The organism is Pseudoduganella umbonata (assembly GCF_014192225.1).
GTDB classification, from domain to species: domain Bacteria; phylum Pseudomonadota; class Gammaproteobacteria; order Burkholderiales; family Burkholderiaceae_D; genus Rugamonas; species Rugamonas umbonata.
Map to the genome: position 1 here is coordinate 209,467 of NZ_JACHXS010000002.1, position 17,565 is coordinate 227,031.

General features: G+C 63.6%; 14 protein-coding genes. 12 read left to right on the forward strand and 2 right to left on the reverse strand.

All coding sequences use genetic code 11. The annotated features are described in order from the left end of the window. Positions 1-33: 33 nt before the first annotated feature. The gene (locus FHS02_RS05965; protein WP_137314904.1) at positions 34-1,338 is read right to left on the reverse strand and encodes a PQQ-dependent sugar dehydrogenase; all 1,305 of its coding nucleotides are present in this window, start codon (positions 1,336-1,338) and stop codon (positions 34-36) included. A gap of 40 nt (positions 1,339-1,378) precedes the next feature. Further along, positions 1,379-1,684, reverse strand: a complete 306-nt coding sequence (locus FHS02_RS05970) for a hypothetical protein (protein ID WP_137314903.1) — start codon at positions 1,682-1,684, stop codon at positions 1,379-1,381. Positions 1,685-1,852: 168 nt separating this feature from the next. Here FHS02_RS05970 and FHS02_RS05975 point away from each other — a divergent pair, with 168 nt between their 5' ends. The 12 genes from FHS02_RS05975 (at position 1,853) to FHS02_RS06030 (ending at position 17,565) form a co-directional block, all read left to right on the forward strand. Further along, the gene (locus FHS02_RS05975) at positions 1,853-2,806 is read left to right on the forward strand and encodes a DUF3667 domain-containing protein (protein ID WP_229422250.1); all 954 of its coding nucleotides are present in this window, start codon (positions 1,853-1,855) and stop codon (positions 2,804-2,806) included. Between the two features lie 317 nt (positions 2,807-3,123). Next, entirely contained in the window at positions 3,124-4,023 is a 900-nt protein-coding gene (locus FHS02_RS05980) for an NAD kinase (RefSeq protein WP_137314902.1), read from the forward strand. 23 nt (positions 4,024-4,046) lie between these two features. After that, on the forward strand, positions 4,047-5,693 hold the full coding sequence (recN, locus tag FHS02_RS05985; protein WP_137314901.1) for a DNA repair protein RecN: 1,647 nt from the start codon (positions 4,047-4,049) through the stop codon (positions 5,691-5,693). A 236-nt stretch (positions 5,694-5,929) separates the two neighbouring features. Beyond that, complete coding sequence (hemH, locus tag FHS02_RS05990) at positions 5,930-7,039, forward strand: ferrochelatase (RefSeq protein WP_137314900.1); 1,110 nt, start codon at positions 5,930-5,932, stop codon at positions 7,037-7,039. Positions 7,040-7,309: 270 nt separating this feature from the next. After that, the gene (grpE, locus tag FHS02_RS05995) at positions 7,310-7,879 is read left to right on the forward strand and encodes a nucleotide exchange factor GrpE (protein WP_137314899.1); all 570 of its coding nucleotides are present in this window, start codon (positions 7,310-7,312) and stop codon (positions 7,877-7,879) included. 112 nt (positions 7,880-7,991) lie between these two features. Further along, positions 7,992-9,953 (forward strand): molecular chaperone DnaK, encoded by a 1,962-nt coding sequence (gene dnaK, locus FHS02_RS06000; RefSeq protein WP_137314898.1) that lies wholly within the window; start codon positions 7,992-7,994, stop codon positions 9,951-9,953. 349 nt (positions 9,954-10,302) lie between these two features. Further along, positions 10,303-11,427 (forward strand): molecular chaperone DnaJ, encoded by a 1,125-nt coding sequence (dnaJ, locus tag FHS02_RS06005; protein ID WP_131143689.1) that lies wholly within the window; start codon positions 10,303-10,305, stop codon positions 11,425-11,427. 156 nt (positions 11,428-11,583) lie between these two features. Further along, positions 11,584-12,252, forward strand: a complete 669-nt coding sequence (gene can / locus FHS02_RS06010; protein WP_137314897.1) for a carbonate dehydratase — start codon at positions 11,584-11,586, stop codon at positions 12,250-12,252. A gap of 182 nt (positions 12,253-12,434) precedes the next feature. Continuing rightward, positions 12,435-13,664: a putative DNA modification/repair radical SAM protein gene (locus tag FHS02_RS06015; RefSeq protein WP_137314896.1), complete on the forward strand. Its 1,230-nt coding sequence runs from the start codon at positions 12,435-12,437 to the stop codon at positions 13,662-13,664. A gap of 179 nt (positions 13,665-13,843) precedes the next feature. After that, positions 13,844-15,373: a UdgX family uracil-DNA binding protein gene (locus tag FHS02_RS06020; protein ID WP_137317543.1), complete on the forward strand. Its 1,530-nt coding sequence runs from the start codon at positions 13,844-13,846 to the stop codon at positions 15,371-15,373. Positions 15,374-15,515: 142 nt separating this feature from the next. Beyond that, positions 15,516-16,442, forward strand: coding sequence for a TauD/TfdA dioxygenase family protein (locus tag FHS02_RS06025; RefSeq protein ID WP_137314895.1), 927 nt, complete (start codon positions 15,516-15,518; stop codon positions 16,440-16,442). A 127-nt stretch (positions 16,443-16,569) separates the two neighbouring features. Further along, the gene (locus FHS02_RS06030; protein WP_137314894.1) at positions 16,570-17,565 is read left to right on the forward strand and encodes an ABC transporter substrate-binding protein; all 996 of its coding nucleotides are present in this window, start codon (positions 16,570-16,572) and stop codon (positions 17,563-17,565) included.

Genomic DNA, 17,565 nt, shown 5'->3' on the forward strand with positions numbered 1-17,565 from the left:
CGATGTCCGCCGACGATTGCCGAAGGGCCGCCCCTATTTCCCGGCCGGCGCCACGCGCCAGATCGTGTTGCCCACGTCGTCCGCCACCAGCAGCGCGCCATCGCTTGCCACGGCCACGCCGACCGGACGGCCCTTCGCCCGCTCGTCCTTGCTGAGGAAGCCGGTCAGGATGTCCTGCGGCGGGCCGGATGGCTTGCCGTCCGCGAACGGCACGAACACCACCTTGTAGCCGCTGTGCGGCTTGCGGTTCCACGAGCCATGCTGGCCGATGAAGGCGCCGCCGTGGTAGCTGGCCGGGAACAGCTTGCCGGTGTAGAACTCCAGGCCCAGCGACGCCGTATGGCCGCCCAGCGCGTAATCGGGCACGATGGCCTTTGCCACCAGGTCCGGCCGCTGGTCCTTGACGCGGGTATCGACGTGCTGGCCGAACCAGCTGTAGGGCCAGCCGTAGAAGCCGCCATCCTGCACCGACGTCAGGTAGTCGGGCACCAGGTCGTTGCCCAGTTCGTCGCGTTCGTTGACGACGGTCCACAGCGTTTTCGTCTTCGGTTCCCACGCCATGCCGTTCGGATTGCGCAGGCCCGTGGCGAACAGCCGCGACTTGCCGGTGGCGCGTTCCAGCTGCCAGATGGCGGCCCGGCCTTCCTCCTTGTCGATGCCGTTCTCCGCCACGTTCGAGTTCGAACCCACCGTCATGTACAGGAACTTGCCGTCCGGGCTGGCGGTGATGTTCTTCGTCCAGTGGTGGTTCAGCGGGCCGGCCGGCAGGCTCATCAACTTCACGCCGCTGGCGCCGATCGACGTCTTGCCTTCGTCGTAGGGGAAGCGCATCACGGCATCAGAGTTCGCCACGTAGAAGTCCTTGTTCACCAGTACCATGCCGAACGGCGAATTCAGGTTCTTCAGGAAGACGTGGCGCTGCTGAGCGACGCCGTTCGCATCGACGCCGCGCAGCAGCGTGATGCGGTTGGCCGGTGGCGTGACGGCACCGGCCTTCTTCTGCATGTGCTTCATGATCGCGCCCCTGACGCCCTTGCTGTCCTCGGGCTTCGGCGGGGCATTGGTTTCGGCCACCAGCACGTCGCCATTCGGCAGCACGTAGAGCCAGCGCGGATGGTCCAGGTTGCGGGCATAGGCCGTGACCGTGAAGCCGGCCGCGGCCACCGGTTTCTCGTCGCCTTGCCACACGTCCGTCGGCGCCACGTTCACGGTCGGGATCAGCGATTTTTCCGGTGCCGGCAGCTGCGGATTCGGACCCCAGCCGGCGGGATACTGCGTGGTCTGGGCCAGCGCGGCGCCGCTGGCGAGCAGGGCGCCGAGGACGATGATCGGTTTCATGGGGGCTTATGGGCGTGGGTAGGGCGGTCGCGCCTGATCGTCAGTCGCGCTTGATGACCGGCAGCGGGTCGGCTTCCGCCGATTCGCCGGGCGGTACCGGCTTCTGGATACCCGCATCGCGCCCGTACTCGTCGGTGTCGACCAGGCCCTGTTCGATGTCGCGCCCGGCCTGCTCGATGCGCGTGCGCTCCTTCTGGTGCTGGACGCCCTCGGGCGACTCGTCGCGCTCGTGGGGCAGGCGCTTGCCGGCATCGTCCTCGATGTGCACGTTGGTGTTGACCTGGCGGTCTTTCGTATTCGGTTCTCTCGTATTGCTCGTATTGCTCGTATCGCTCGTATCGCTCATGATGCAATTCTCCAATTTCTTAACTGAATCTCATCTTATCGGCAACTTTCAATCACGGTCGCCCGCTTGGAGTGTTGCAATATGGCCATTGCTGTAATGCATAAGCAGTGCATTTCCAACATGGAATCGTTAGCATGGAAGATTCGAAACGTCACTGGAAGCCGTCGCTTGAAACCTGTCGCGAAACATGAACAAGAGCACCAGCACGAGCACGAGCACGAGCACGAGCACGAGCACCACGCCATGCCAGCTGATTGCCCCAATTGCGGCACCGCCGTGTCGGACAATTACTGCGCCCACTGCGGCCAGGAAACCCGGCTGCACATGCCGAGCCTCGGCGAGTTCGTCCACGAATTCATTACCCACTACGTGGCGCTGGAAGGCAAGCTGTGGGGCACCTTTACGCGGCTGCTGTTCAGGCCAGGTGCGTTGACCAATGAGTACCTGGCCGGCCGGCGCCGGCGCTACGTGGAACCGCTGCGGGTCTACCTGACGCTGTCGATCCTGTTTTTCGCGCTGGTCAAGTTCTCCGGCGTGAACGTCTATAACGAAGACGATGTCCCGGCGACGGCGGGTGCCACTGCCGTGCACGGCCAGGCGGCAAGCGGCGGGGCGGGGGATGAGCGCGATGAGCGCGATGAGCGCATACGGCTGGGCGACGCGCTGGCGCCCGACGTGGACCGCTGGCTGCCCGCCGTGCGGCACACCGTCGACCGGTTCGATGCGCTCAGCGCCAGCGACAAGGCAACGGTGCTGAAGGACGGCTTCTTCCGCTACGCGCCCTACGCGATGTTCTGCCTGATGCCCGTGTTCGCGCTGTACCTGAAGGGCCTGTACCTGGGAACCGGCCGCCGCTACGGCGAGCACCTGCTGTTCGCGCTGCACGCGAACGCATTTGCGTATGCGCTGTTCACCGTCTTCCTGCTGATGCCGGACGGCTTCTTCAAGTTCGTGCTGTTCTGCTGGCTGATCGGCTACCTGCCATGGGCGATGCAGCGCGTGTACCGGAAAGGCATGATCGGCACCGCCTGGCGCTGGGTGGTGCTGATGGCGCTGCACCTGTTGTCGATGGCGGCCGCGATCATGGCGGCGATGTTCCTCGGCGTGGCGATGGCGCACTGATCTTGCACAACTGACCAGCGCCCCTTATACTGTTTAAATATACAGTAATCGCGAGCCCGGTTCGGCTGCGCGGATGGTGCTGCATGGCGAAATGGCGGCGAAATGAGTTACCCTTCGCCGTGCACGTATTTTGCATGACAATCGCCTGCAAAAATGATTGCCTGCGAATTGATTGCCTGCAATTAATGCCTGCAATCGATGCCTGCAATGATGCTTGCAATCGATGCCTGCAATTAATGCCTGCAATTAATGCCTGCAATTGATGCCTGCAAAATGATTGCCGCAAGATGACCAATTCCGCCGTCAAAGAGCTCCTTATGCCCGCCACCCCTGCCATGTACAACACGATCGCGCTGGTCGTCCGGCCCAATACGGCCGGCATCGAAGATTCCGTGCGCGATGTTCTCGGCTTCCTGCGCGAGGGCGGCTACAGCGTCGTGTTTGAAACCGACACGGCCGCCCACCTGAACATGCCCGAGATTCCCGCGATGAGCGCGCAGGGCATCGGCGAGAAATGCGATTGCGCGATCGTGATGGGCGGCGACGGTACGATGCTGGGCATCGCCCGCCAGCTGGCGCCGTTCGAGGTGCCGCTGATCGGCATCAACCAGGGCCGGCTGGGCTTCATGACCGATATCCCGCTGGAAGGCATGCTGCCCGTGCTGTCGCGCATCCTGGCCGGCACGCACAAGGCCGAGCGCCGCACCTTGCTGGAAGGGCGCGTGCTGCGCGACGGGAAGGCGATCCACGTCGGCCTGGCCGTCAACGACGTGGTCGTGGCGCGCGGCGCCGGCGCCGGCATGGTGGAGCTGCGCGTCGACGTCGACGATCACTTCATGTACAACCAGCGCTCCGACGGGCTGATCGTTTCCACACCCACCGGGTCGACCGCCTATGCGCTGTCGGCCGGCGGGCCGCTGCTGCATCCCACGCTGGGCGGCATCGTGCTGGTGCCGATCGCGCCGCATGCGCTGTCGAACCGCCCGATCGTGCTGCCCGATTCGAGCGAGATCGTCATCGAGATCAACCGGGGGCGCGACATCACGGTGAACTTCGACATGCAGACGTTCGCCAGCCTGATGCCGCAAGACCGCATCCATATCCGCCGTTCGCCGCACGCAATCACCTTCCTGCATCCGGAAGGCTGGAGCTACTACAACACGCTGCGCGAAAAACTGCACTGGAACGAGTATCCGTCCACGGACGGGAAAATCTAACAAGAAGGCCTTCTGCGAGAGCTATGCTGCGTACACTGTCCATCCGAGATTTCGTCATTGTCGATTCCATCGAACTGGAGTTTTCCGCCGGCTTCACTGTCTTTACGGGCGAAACGGGCGCCGGCAAGTCGATCCTGATCGACGCGCTCACGCTGGCGCTGGGCGGGCGGGGCGACGCAAGCGTGGTGCGCGAAGGCGCTGCGAAGGCCGACATCACGGCCGACTTCGCCGTCACCGACGCCGCGCGCCAATGGCTGGAGGCGAACGAGTGCGCCTCCGAGGATGGCGGCGCGCTGCTGCGCCGCGTGATCGACAATGCCGGCCGTTCGAAGGCCTACATCAACGGCATCGCCGCCACCGCCGCCCAGCTGCGCGAGCTGGGCGACCTGCTGGTGGACATCCATGGCCAGCATGCCCACCAGTCGCTGCTCAAGACCGACGCGCAGCGCGAGCTGCTCGACAGCCAGGCCGGTACCAATGGCAAGGATGTCGCCATCGCCTACAAGGCCTGGCGCGCGCTGGCGAAGCAGCTCGAGGAATTCGAGACCAATGCCGCCAACGTGCTGCTCGAACGCGAGCGCCTGGAGTGGCAGGTCGGCGAGCTCGACAAGCTGGCGCCGAAGCCGGGCGAATGGGCCGAGATCGGCAATGAGCACAGCCGGCTGTCGCATGCGGCCAGCCTGCTGGAAGGCGCGCAGGAAGCGCTTGCCCTGATCTCGGAATCGGACGAGCAGCCGATCGTGTCGCAGCTGTCGTCGCTGAACCAGAAGCTGGCCAAGCTGGTGTCGGTGGATGCGGAAATGCAGCCCATCGTCGACCTGATCGAATCGGCGCGCATCCAGCTGCAGGAATCGGCGTATGCGCTCAACACCTATCTCGACCGCGTGGAGCTCGATCCCGAGCGCCTGCGCGAAGTGGATGCGCGGATGGAAGCGCTGCATTCGTCGGCCCGCAAGTTCCGCGTCGACCCGGACGAACTGCCGGCCGAACACACGCGGCTGGCCGCGCAGCTGAACCAGCTGGCCGATGCGACCGACATCGACAGCTTGCGCAAGCAGGAAGCTAAGCTCAAGGACGAATACCTGGCGGTGGCCCGGCGGCTGTCCGCCACGCGTGCCGCCGCGGCGAAGGCGCTGGGCGGCGCGGTCACGAAAGCAATGCAGGACCTGAACATGACGGGCGGGCGCTTCGAAGTGGCACTGCATCCGTGCGAGCCTTCGGCCAAGGGGCTCGAGCAGGTCGAGTTCATGGTTGCCGGCCATGCCGGCGTGGTGCCGCGGCCGCTGGCCAAGGTGGCTTCCGGCGGCGAACTGGCGCGGATCTCGCTCGCCATCTCCGTCATCACGTCGAACGCGACCACCGTGCCCACGCTGATCTTCGACGAGGTCGACAGCGGCATCGGCGGCGGCGTCGCCGAAGTCGTCGGCCGGCTGCTGAAGCGCCTGGGCCAGGAGCGGCAGGTGCTGTGCGTCACCCACCTTCCGCAGGTTGCCAGCCAGGGCAACAGCCACTTCCAGGTGGCGAAGAGCACGCTGGCCAACGGCAAGACCGCATCGCGCATCGAAGTGCTCGATGCCAAGGCCCGCGTCGAAGAAGTCGCCCGCATGCTGGGCGGCATCGAGATCACCGCCACCACCCGCAAGCACGCCCGCGAGCTGCTGGCTTCCTGATTCTTCCAAAGCAAAGCCATCGCGGCTCGGCCCGTGTCCACCACGGGTCAACCCCGGTTTTCGGACACGAGCTGGGCCGTAAGGTATCGTTGCGTGCATCGTCATGCCGAGCTCGTGTCAGGTTCTGGGGTTGACCCCAGGGTGGACACGGGCTCGGCCATCGGCGCACGTGGCCGAAGCGGCGCTGCGGCGGGCCGCATATAATCGGGGTCTACCCTGATTGATAGAACGATTCCATGGCTTTCGCAAAAGAACCACCCCACCAGCACGGCGCCGTCAGCGGCAGCGCGGTCGTCCTGGTCAACCTCGGCACGCCCGATGCGCCCACCCGCGGCGCGGTACGCCGTTACCTGAAGCAGTTCCTGTCCGACCCGCGCGTGGTCGAGATTCCGAAAGCGCTCTGGTGGTTCATCCTGCACGGCGTGATCCTGCCATTCCGCTCCGGCCAGTCGGCAAAGAAGTACGCGTCGATCTGGACGGAGGATGGTTCGCCATTGCGCATCCACACGCAGAACCAGGCGATGCTGCTGCACGAGGCGCTGCAGGCGCGCGGCCACCAGGATGTGACGGTGGCAATGGCGATGCGCTACGGATCGCCGGCCTTGCCGGACGTGCTGGCCCGCCTGAAGGCCGACGGCTGCGACCGCATCGTCGTGCTGCCCGCCTATCCGCAATATTCCGGCACCACCACCGGCTCGATCTGGGATGCCGTGTTCCGGCATTACCGGAACATCCGCAACATCCCCGAGCTGCGGCTGGTAAAGAACTACCACGACCACGAAGCCTATATCGAGGCGCTGCGGCAGAATGTGCTGTCGCACTGGGAACACCATGGCCGCGCGAAAAAGCTGGTGATGAGTTTCCACGGCGTGCCCAAGCGTACGCTGCTGCTGGGCGACCCGTACCATTGCGAGTGCCACAAGACGGCGCGCCTGCTGGCCGCCGCGCTGAAGCTGCGCGACGAGGACTACATCGTTACCTTCCAGTCCCGCTTCGGCAAGGCTGAATGGCTGCAGCCGTATACCGCGCCCACGGTGCAGAAACTGGCGCGCGAAGGCGTGCGCAGCATCGACGTGATCTGTCCCGGCTTCACCAGCGACTGCCTGGAAACGCTGGAGGAAATCGCCATGGAAGTGCGCCATGACTTCCTGTCCGCCGGCGGCAAGGAATTCCATTACATCCCCTGCCTGAACGAAAGCCCGGCATGGATCGCCGCGCTGGCCCAGATCGCCGAGCAGCACATGATCGGATGGCCGGCGATGGTGTCGCCGTCGCAGCGCGCCATGCGCCAGCACGACGCCGCCATCGGCCGCGACCGCGCCATCGCGCTGGGCGCCGCCGAATAACCCTTCCGCCGCGCTGCAATCGCGCAACATTGCCCGGCTGTTAGTTCAGCCGAGCACTGTTAGCACTTGCCGTCGATGAGTGCCAGCCTGTTAAAATAACAGGTCGGCCGGGGCTTGTCCGGCCATGATTTGCCGGCTTTTTGTCAAGCGCTGTCCGAACAGTGCGATCGTGATCGGGGCGAATACCCCTTGAAATGACATGGGTTAGCCCCAGATTCGGCCAGTGCAGCAAGAGCAATGTCAAACAAACACGATTTTCAGGAGTCAAAGATGCAAGACCAGGAAAACCAGGCCAGCCCGAATCCCGAGGAAGTGCAGCAGGCAGCCCAGGCGCAGCAACAGGCTCCGCAGCAGCAGTCGCCTTTCGAGCCCGCAGCCAATCCGAGCCTGGAAGAGCAGCTGGCCGCCACGGAAGCCAAGCTGGCCGAAATGCATGACGCCTTCATGCGCGCCAAGGCAGAAGGCGACAATATCCGCCGTCGTGCCCAGGAAGACGTGGCCAAGGCCCACAAGTTCGCCGTCGAAAGCTTTGCCGAGGCACTGCTGCCGGTGAAAGACAGCCTGGAGATGGCGCTGAAGGTGGAAACGCCGTCCGTCGAGTCGCTGAAGGAAGGCGTGGAGATGACCTTGAAGCAGCTGACCTCGGCGTTCGAACGCAACAAGCTGCTTGAAGTGGTACCGGCCGCCGGCGACAAGCTGGATCCGAACCGCCACCAGGCCGTGGCCATGGTGCCCGCCGAGCAGGAAGCCAATACCGTCGTTGCTGTACTGCAAAAGGGTTACACGATCGCCGACCGCCTGCTGCGGCCCGCCATCGTCACGGCTGCCCAGCCGAAGTGACCCGTGGAAGCGCTGATTTATTCAGGACGCTTCCTAAGCACTTGAAAAGTAACAAGCTTTTCCGCATATAAGACTTATTCAGAAACTAATCCGTTACGAGGAAGAACAAACCATGGGCAAAATGATCGGTATCGACCTGGGCACCACCAACTCCTGCGTCGCCATCATGGAAAATGGCCAGCCGAAGGTCATCGAGAACGCTGAAGGCGCACGTACGACGCCTTCCATCATCGCTTACCAGGAAGATGGCGAGATCCTGGTCGGTGCGCCGGCCAAGCGCCAGGCGGTCACCAACCCGAAGAACACGCTGTTCGCCGTGAAGCGCCTGATCGGCCGCAAGTTCGACGAGAAGGAAGTGCAGAAGGACATCGGCCTGATGCCTTACTCGATCAACAAGGCCGACAACGGCGACGCCTGGATCAGCGTGCGCGACAAGAAACTGGCGCCGCCGCAGATCTCCGCCGAAGTGCTGCGCAAGATGAAGAAGACCGCCGAGGATTACCTGGGCGAGGAAGTCACCGAAGCCGTGATCACCGTGCCGGCCTACTTCAACGACTCGCAGCGCCAGGCAACCAAGGATGCCGGCCGCATCGCCGGCCTGGACGTGAAGCGCATCATCAACGAGCCGACCGCGGCTGCGCTGGCGTTCGGCCTGGACAAGACCGACAAGGGCGACCGCAAGATCGCCGTGTATGACCTGGGCGGCGGCACGTTCGACGTGTCGATCATCGAGATCGCCGACGTGGATGGCGAGAAGCAGTTCGAAGTGCTGTCGACCAACGGCGATACGTTCCTGGGCGGCGAAGACTTCGACCAGCGCGTGATCGACTACATCATCGAAGAGTTCAAGAAGATCAACGGCCTGGACCTGAAGAAGGACCCGATCGCCCTGCAGCGCATCAAGGCTTCGGCCGAGCGCGCGAAGATCGAACTGTCGTCGTCGCAGCAGACCGAGATCAACGAGCCGTACATCGCCATGGCGAACGGCGCGCCGGTCCACCTGAACCTGAAGATCACCCGCGCCAAGCTGGAATCGCTGGTCGAGGAACTGATCTCCGCCACGATCGAGCCATGCCGCACCGCCATCAAGGATGCCGGCGTCAAGGTCAGCGACATCGACGACATCATCCTGGTCGGCGGCATGACCCGGATGCCGAAGGTGCAGGAAAAAGTGAAGGAATTCTTCGGCAAGGATCCGCGCAAGGACGTCAACCCGGATGAAGCCGTGGCCGTGGGTGCCGCGATCCAGGGCGCCGTGCTGTCGGGCGAGCGCAAGGACCTGCTGCTGCTGGACGTGACCCCGCTGTCGCTGGGTATCGAAACGCTGGGCGGCGTGATGACGAAGATGATCCACAAGAACACCACGATCCCGACCAAGTTCGCGCAGGTGTTCTCGACGGCCGACGACAACCAGCCCGCGGTGACCATCAAGGTCTACCAGGGCGAGCGTGAAATCGCCGCCGGCAACAAGGCGCTGGGCGAGTTCAACCTGGAAGGCATCCCGCCGGCAGCGCGCGGTACGCCGCAGATCGAAGTGAGCTTCGACATCGACGCCAACGGCATCCTGCACGTGGGCGCGAAGGACAAGGCCACCGGCAAGGAAAACAAGATCACCATCAAGGCCAATTCCGGTCTGTCGGAAGAGGAAATCCAGAAGATGGTGAAGGACGCCGAGCTGAATGCCGAAGAAGACAAGAAAGTGAAGGAGCTGGCCGAGTCGCGCAACCAGGCCGACGCGCTGGTGCACTCCACCAAGAAGTCGATGACCGAGTACGGCGACAAGCTGGGTGCCGATGAAAAGGCCAAGATCGAAGCGGCCATCACCGACCTGGAAGGCGAGATCAAGTCCGGCGACAAGGCCACGATCGACTCCAAGGTGGCCGCGCTGACCGAAGCCGCGCAGAAGCTGGGCGAGAAGATGTACGCCGACATGCAGGCGCAGCAGGCTGCGGCCGGCGGCGGTGCCGATGCGGGGGCGGGCGCTGGCGGCCAGCAGGCAGGCGGCGCGGACAACCGCGCGCAGCAGGATGACGTTGTCGACGCCGACTTCAAGGAAGTCAAAGACAACAAGTAAGTGAGGGAACCGCGATCAACCTATTGCGCAACGCCATCTGCTGGTCTGCGGTGCTCCGCTGCGGCGGACCGGCCGTACGTAAAGTACGGCTCCGCGCCTCAACCAGAGCTGACGTCGCTCATTACGGTTTCTCGCGGTCCCGAACGGTCTCGGGACCATTAAAACTTACCGCCGAGCGGAGCGGCCGTAGTACGGTGGCCCGCTCGGCGTTTTTGCATAATCGGCAGGGTTTTGAGGTTGTTTCACAACGCCAACGCCGCAGTCGTCACTGGGCAGCGGCGGCAGGTGGCGGTAACCCCGGCCTCCTGCTAAAGTCCCCCTTCTATTCAGTTCAGTTAGGTGCCTGCATATGGCAAAGCGTGATTTTTACGAGATTCTCGGCCTGGCAAAAAATGCCTCCGAAGAAGAGATCAAGAAGGCTTATCGCAAGCTTGCGATGAAGTACCACCCGGACCGCAACCCGGACAACAAAGAGGCGGAAGAGAAGTTCAAGGAAGTCAAGGAAGCCTACGAGATGCTGACCAATCCGGAAAAGCGCGAGGCGTATGACCGCTATGGTCACGCCGGCGTGGATCCGAACATGGGCGGCGGCGGCTTCGGTGGCGCCGGCGGCTTCGGCGATGCGTTCGGCGACATCTTCGGCGACATCTTCGGCGGCGGTGGCGGCCGGCGCGGCGGCGGACCCCAGGTCTACCGCGGTGCGGACCTGCGCTACAACCTCGAGATCACGCTGGAGCAGGCCGCGCACGGCTTCGACACGACGATCCGCGTGCCGGCCTGGGACAAGTGCGATTCCTGCCACGGCTCGGGCGCCAAGCCCGGCACGTCGCCGGTCACCTGCTCCACGTGCGGCGGCCACGGCCAGGTGCGCATGCAGCAGGGCTTCTTCAGCATCCAGCAGACCTGCCCGAAGTGCCACGGCACCGGCAAGATCATCCCGGAACCGTGCCCCACGTGCTCGGGCGCCGGCCGCATCAAGCGCAACAAGACGCTGGAAGTGAAGATCCCTGCGGGCATCGACAACGGCATGCGCATCCGCTCGTCCGGCAACGGCGAACCGGGTACCAATGGCGGGCCGCCGGGTGACCTCTATGTGGAAATCCACATCAAGGCGCACGCGGTATTCCAGCGCGAAGGCGACGACCTGCACTGCGAAATGCCGATCTCGTTCGCGAAGGCGGCACTGGGCGGCGAAATCGAAGTGCCTACGCTGTCCGGCAAGGTGTCGTTCACGGTGCCTGAAGGTACCCAGTCCGGCAAGACGTTCCGCCTGAAGGGCAAGGGCGTGAAGGGCGTGCGCTCCGGCTATCCGGGCGACCTGTTCTGCCACGTGGCCGTCGAAACGCCGGTCAAGCTGACCGACAAGCAGAAGGAACTGCTGCGCGAGTTCGAACGCGCCACGACCGAAGGCGGCTCGAAGCACAGCCCGCAGTCGAAGACCTGGATGGACAAGGTAAAAGACTTTTTTGAATAAGGCTGCCGATACGGGCGGAAGCCCGTATCGCGTGACCGCTACCAAAAAAGTACGTTCGGCCGACCGGGCATTAATCGGGTAAACTGGCAATTGTATCTACGGCCGCCGCGTTGTGAGGCCTGCAACCGGCGGCCTTGTCACGTCTGAAAGGAAATCATGAACGATACCAAGCCTTCCGACCTGCGGGAACTGCTGAACAACAACCGCCGCTGGGCCGATTCGATGGTCCAGCGCGACCCGGAATTCTTCCAGCGCCTGGCCAACCAGGCTTCCCCCGAATACCTGTGGATCGGCTGCTCGGACAGCCGGGTGCCCGCCAACGAACTGCTCGGCCTGCTGCCGGGCGACGTGTTCGTGCACCGTAACATCGCCAACGTGGTCGTCCACTCCGACCTGAACTGCCTGTCGGTGCTGCAGTTCGCGATCGAAGTGCTGAAGGTGAAGCACGTGATCATCGTCGGCCATTACGGCTGCAAGGGCGTGCATGCCGCGCTGACCGGCGCCCGCGTCGGCCTGGTCGACAACTGGCTGCGCCACGTGGCCGACGTCAGCCAGAAGCACGAACGTTACCTGGGCACCGTGCTCGACGAGCGCGTGCGCAGCGAAAAACTGGTGGAGCTGAACGTGGTCGAGCAGGTCGTCAACGTCAGCTCGACCACCATCCTGCGCGATGCGTGGGACCGCGGCCAGCAGGTCACCGTGCATGGCTGGGTCTACGGCATCAACGACGGCCACCTGCACGACCTGGGCATGACGATCACGCAATTCTCCGAACTGCAGGAGAAGCTGAAGGACCGTCTCACCAACAACTACAGCGCCGCCTGATCGCAGCATCACCAGCGACGCAACCAAATCCGGGACGGACCCTGTTTTTAAGGAAATTTCCTTAAAAACAGGGTCCGTCCCCATTTTTCCTGAACCGCGCCTGACCCGGTTTTCCATGCCCTTCTGCGGTGTCCTGAACAGGACTTCGCTATACTGTATATCTGTACAGTTGGGTGCTGAAAATGGAGCTGAACGACAAACTCGAAATCCTGGCCGATGCGGCGAAGTACGATGCTTCCTGCGCCAGCAGCGGTGCGCCGAAGCGTTCGTCCGAGGGCAAGGATGGCCTGGGGGCCACCAACGGCATGGGGATCTGCCACAGCTATACGCCGGATGGCCGCTGCGTGTCGCTGCTGAAGATCCTGCTGACGAATTTCTGCGTCTACGATTGCCAGTACTGCGTGAACCGGCGGACGTCGAACGTGCCGCGCGCCCGCTTCACCGTGCAGGAAGTGGTGAAACTGACCGTCGACTTTTACCTGCGCAACTACATCGATGGCCTGTTCCTCAGCTCCGGCATCATCCAGTCCGCCGACTACACGATGGAGCAATTGGTCGCCGTCGCGCGCGAATTGCGCGAAGTGCACCAGTTCCGCGGCTACATCCACCTCAAGACGATTCCCGATGCCGACCCCGCGCTGATCGAAGCGGCCGGCCGCTATGCCGACCGGCTGTCCGTCAACATCGAATTGCCTACGCAGGACAGCGTGCAGAAACTCGCGCCGGAAAAGAACGTCCACACGATCAAGCTGGCGATGGGCAATATCCGCCTGAAGCTGGACGAGAAGGAAGCCGAGCCCAGGGCGCCAAAATTCGCACCGGCAGGGCAGAGCACGCAGATGATCGTGGGCGCCGATGCCAGCGACGATGCGCGCATCCTCACCACCGCGGAAACGCTGTACGGCAGTTACAAGCTGAAGCGCGTCTACTACAGCGCCTTCAGCCCGATCCCGGAAAGCCCGAAGAGCGTGCCGCTGGCGCCGCCGCCGCTGCTGCGCGAGCACCGGCTGTACCAGGCGGACTTCCTGTTGCGCAGCTACGGTTTCCAGGCCAGGGAACTGCTGCCCGCATCGGGCAACCTGTCGCTCGACATCGACCCGAAGCTGGCCTGGGCGCTGGCGCACCGTGAACACTTCCCGATGGACCTGAACCGCGCCGAGCCGCAGATGATCGCGCGCATTCCCGGCATCGGCATCCGCAACGCGCAGCGCATCGTCGAGCTGCGCCGCATGCGCCAGGTGCGCTGGGCCGATCTCACCCGCCTGCGCTGCAGCATGAAGAAGGTGGCGCCGTTCATCGTCACCGCCGACTACCGGCCGGCACGCGACACCACGTCGTCCGACACACTGCGCCGCGCCATGGCCGACGTGCCGCAGCAAATGGCCCTGTTCCCCGAACTACAGGCTGCATGACAGCCGACGTCGTGGCGCTGGCATTGTCCGGCCAGCCCGTCGTCGTTACCACGTTCGACGAATGGCGCGCCGCCGCGCGGGCTTTGATCGTGCGCCGCGTTCCGCCCGAATACGTACAATGGGTCTGGCAGGAAGGCGGCGGAGACCTGCTGAGTGCAATGCCTCCAATGGCTGTAGGTATGCTGAATGACTCGGGTAGCAAGGTAGTAGATGAAGTTGAAGTACGCAGCGAAGCAGCAACTGAAGTAGCAAGTGAAGCAGCAACTGTAGTAGCAAGTGAAGCAGCAACTGTAGTAGCAAGTGAAGCAGCAACTGTAGTAGCAGCAACTGAAGCAAGCAGCAAGGCAGTAACCGAGTCGGCAAGTGAATCAGCAAGTAAGTTGGCCAGTGAGGAAACTCATAACCCCGATGAACGATCGGACCCGCCGCCCACGAACTCTTCACCAGGCGCGCAGCCGCGTATCTCCCGCAAGCTGATGGAGATGCTGCAAGGCGCCGCCTGCTATCGCGCCCACGACCGCTGGGCCTTCCTGTACCGCGTGCTGTGGCGCTGGAACGATGGCGAACACGAGGTCATATCGATGGCGGATGAAGACGGCGCGCGCCTCCACCACATGGTGCGGTCGGTGCGGCACGAAGAACACGACATGCATGCCTACCTGCGCTTTCGCGAGCGTCCCGAAGAGGCGGGCGCGCCGCGCTTCGTTGCGTGGTTCGAGCCGGCACATGACGTATTGCCGCAAGTCGCGCAGCACTTCGCAAAGCGCATGGGCAAGACCAGCTGGATGATCGCCACGCCCGAAGCCACCGTGCTGTGGGACGGTGCCACGCTGCACACCGGCGAGGCGCTGGCACGCAGCGCGGCGGACTTCGACGATGCCGGCGAAGCGCTGTGGCTCACCTACTATCGCAGCATCTTCAATCCCGCCCGCCTCAACGCGGACATCATGCACGGCCATATCCGGCAGCGGTTCTGGAAGAACCTGCCGGAAGCGGCCGTGGTGCCGCACATGGTCACGCAGGCCGCGGCTGGTGCCCGCAAGGTGGGGCAGCTCGATACCGTCGGCAAGCGCGGCGGCACCACGATCCCCATCGCCCCCGACAAGGCCGCGCCCGAGCGCCAGCAACCCAGTTCGCTGGACGAATGCCGCCGCTGCGACCTGTGGCAGAACGCTACGCAGGCGGTGGCGGGGCAGGGCGCGCGCCGCGCAAAAATCATGCTGGTGGGCGAGCAGCCGGGCGACCAGGAAGACCTGGCCGGCAAGCCCTTCGTCGGCCCGGCCGGCGATCTGCTGGACAAGGCGATGGATGCAGCGGGCCTGGACCGCCGCACCGTGTATGTCACCAACGCCGTCAAGCACTTCAAGTGGGAGCCGCGCGGCAAGCGGCGCCTGCACAAGACGCCCGCGCAGAAGGAAGTGATGGCCTGCCACTACTGGCTCGAGGCGGAACTGGAAACGGTCGCGCCGCAGGTGCTGGTGGCGCTGGGCAGCACCGCATTGAAGTCGATCCTGCAGACCGGCAGCGTAACGATGAAGGACTACATGGGCGCGCCGTTCGAGCACGAAGGGCGCTGGGTCGTCGTCACCTACCATCCGGCCTATGCGCTGCGGGTGCCCGACCGGGAATCGCGGCAGGCGGCGTTCGCGGCGATCGTCGAGGCGCTGAAAACGGCGCAGCAGATCGCGGGCGGCGCGTCCCAGGGCTGATAAAAACCGCATATCGATATCAAAAAGCATTCGTTTTCATCATGATGCGTGCGGCATAGACTGGTTTCACTCGTCTGGTGCCGTGGCCGTGGAAAGCGCGGTGCCGGGCGAGCTTCCGACCCCGTCAGCTGGAGCGCATCACATGTCCGCAGTATTGAGCGAAGCCGTACCGAGTGCCGCAGTGAATGTCGAAACAGCGGTGGAAACATCGCTCAGAACAGCGCTGCACATTCGCCCGTTCGAGGGTCCCCTTGGCGCTGAAGTAATTGGCCTCGACCTGGCGCGGCCGCTCTCCCGCAAGGATCTGCTGCAGTTGCATGCCGCCCACCTGGAGCACCACGTACTGGTGTTCCGGGACCAGCGCATCACGCCGCAGCAGCAGGTGAATTTTTCCCGCCTGTTTGGTCCCTTGCAAATCCATGTGCTGAGAAATTTCCAGCTGGCGGGGTATCCGGAAGTCCTCGTCGTATCGAATATCGTTGAAGACGGCCAGCCGGTCGGCCTGGGCGACGCCGGCCATTTCTGGCACTCCGACCTGTCGTACAAGGAAAAGCCCAGCCTGGGATCGATGCTGCACGCCCAGGAACTGCCGGCCGAAGGAGGCGACACGCTGTTCGCCAACATGCACCTTGCCTACGACACGCTGCCCGAAGCGGTGAAGCGGCAGATCCGCCACGCCAGGGCCGAGCACAGCTACCTGAAGCAGTATGCCGAACTGCAGCGCCGCAGCCCGTGGCGCCCGAACCTGACGCAGGCGCAGATCGACGAAGTACAACCCGTCGTGCACCCGGTGGTGCGCACGCATCCTGAAACGGGGCGGCAGGCGCTGTTCGTCAGCGAGCATTTCACCACCCGCATCGTCGGCATTCCGGAAGACGAAAGTACCGCCCTGCTGAAGGAACTGTTCGAGCACAGCGTGAAGCCGCGGCACGTGTACCGCCACCGCTGGCAGCCGCACGACATGGTGTTCTGGGATAACCGCTCGCTGATGCACCTGGCCGCCGGCTGTCCGGCCGACCAGCGCCGCAAGCTGTACCGCACCACGATCGAAGGCGACGTGCCTTACTGATCCCGCTCCGATAACCGACGCAGTACCGCCGTCCGGAAATGTTGCAAAAAAACTGGTGCCTGTCACCGGTTTTCCTGCAACGTTTCCCGAAAACCGGTCACAGGCACCTATTTAACTGGAACATTCCATGAAAGCATTTCGCATCGCAGCCGGCGCCCTGGCGCTGGTACTGGCCGCCGGCGCCCAGGCCGAAGGCACCATCCGCATCGCCGAGCAGTTCGGCGTCACGTACCTGCTGCTGAATATCGCGCAGGAACAGAAACTCATCGAGAAATACGGCAAGCAGAACGGTGTCGACGTTGCTGTCGAGTGGAAGAAACTGTCCGGTGGCGCGGCGATCAACGATGCGCTGCTGTCGGGCAGCATCGACATCGCCGGTGCCGGCGTCGGCCCGCTCGTCACGGTCTGGGACCGTACCAGGGGGCGCCAGAACGTGAAGGGCGTGGCGGCGCTGGGCAGCTTCCCTTACTACCTCGTCAGCAACAATCCAAAGATCAAGTCGATCGCCGATTTCACCGACAAGGATCGCATCGCGCTGCCGGCGGTGACGGTATCGGTGCAGTCGCGCATCCTGCAGATGGCCGTGGCGAAGCAGTGGGGCGACAAGGAATTCGCGCGCCTCGACAAGCTCACCCAGTCCCTGCCGCATCCCGACGCCGCCAGCGCCATCATTGCCGGCGGCACCGAGATCACGGGCCACTTCGGCACGCCGCCATTCCAGGAACAGGAGCTGGCGCAGAATCCGAACGCGCGCGTGGTGCTCAATTCGTATGAAGTGCAGGGCGGCCCGTCGTCGTCGACGGTGCTGTACGCCACGGACAAGTATCGCAAGGAGAACCCGAAGACTTACCGCGCCTTCGTGCAGGCGCTGGCCGAGGCGGCCGACTATGCGTCGAAGAACCCGGAAGGCGCGGCCGACATTTATTTGAAGGTCAACAAAAGCAAGGTGGATCGCAACCTGCTGCTGAAGATTTTCAAGTCGCCGGAAGTGCAGTTCAAGATCGCACCGCAAAACACGCTGACGCTGGCGCAGTTCATGCACCGCGTGGGCGCCGTGAAGACCAGGCCGGCCAGCTGGCGCGATTACTTCTTCGAAGACCCGTTGATCGGGCAGGGGAGCTGA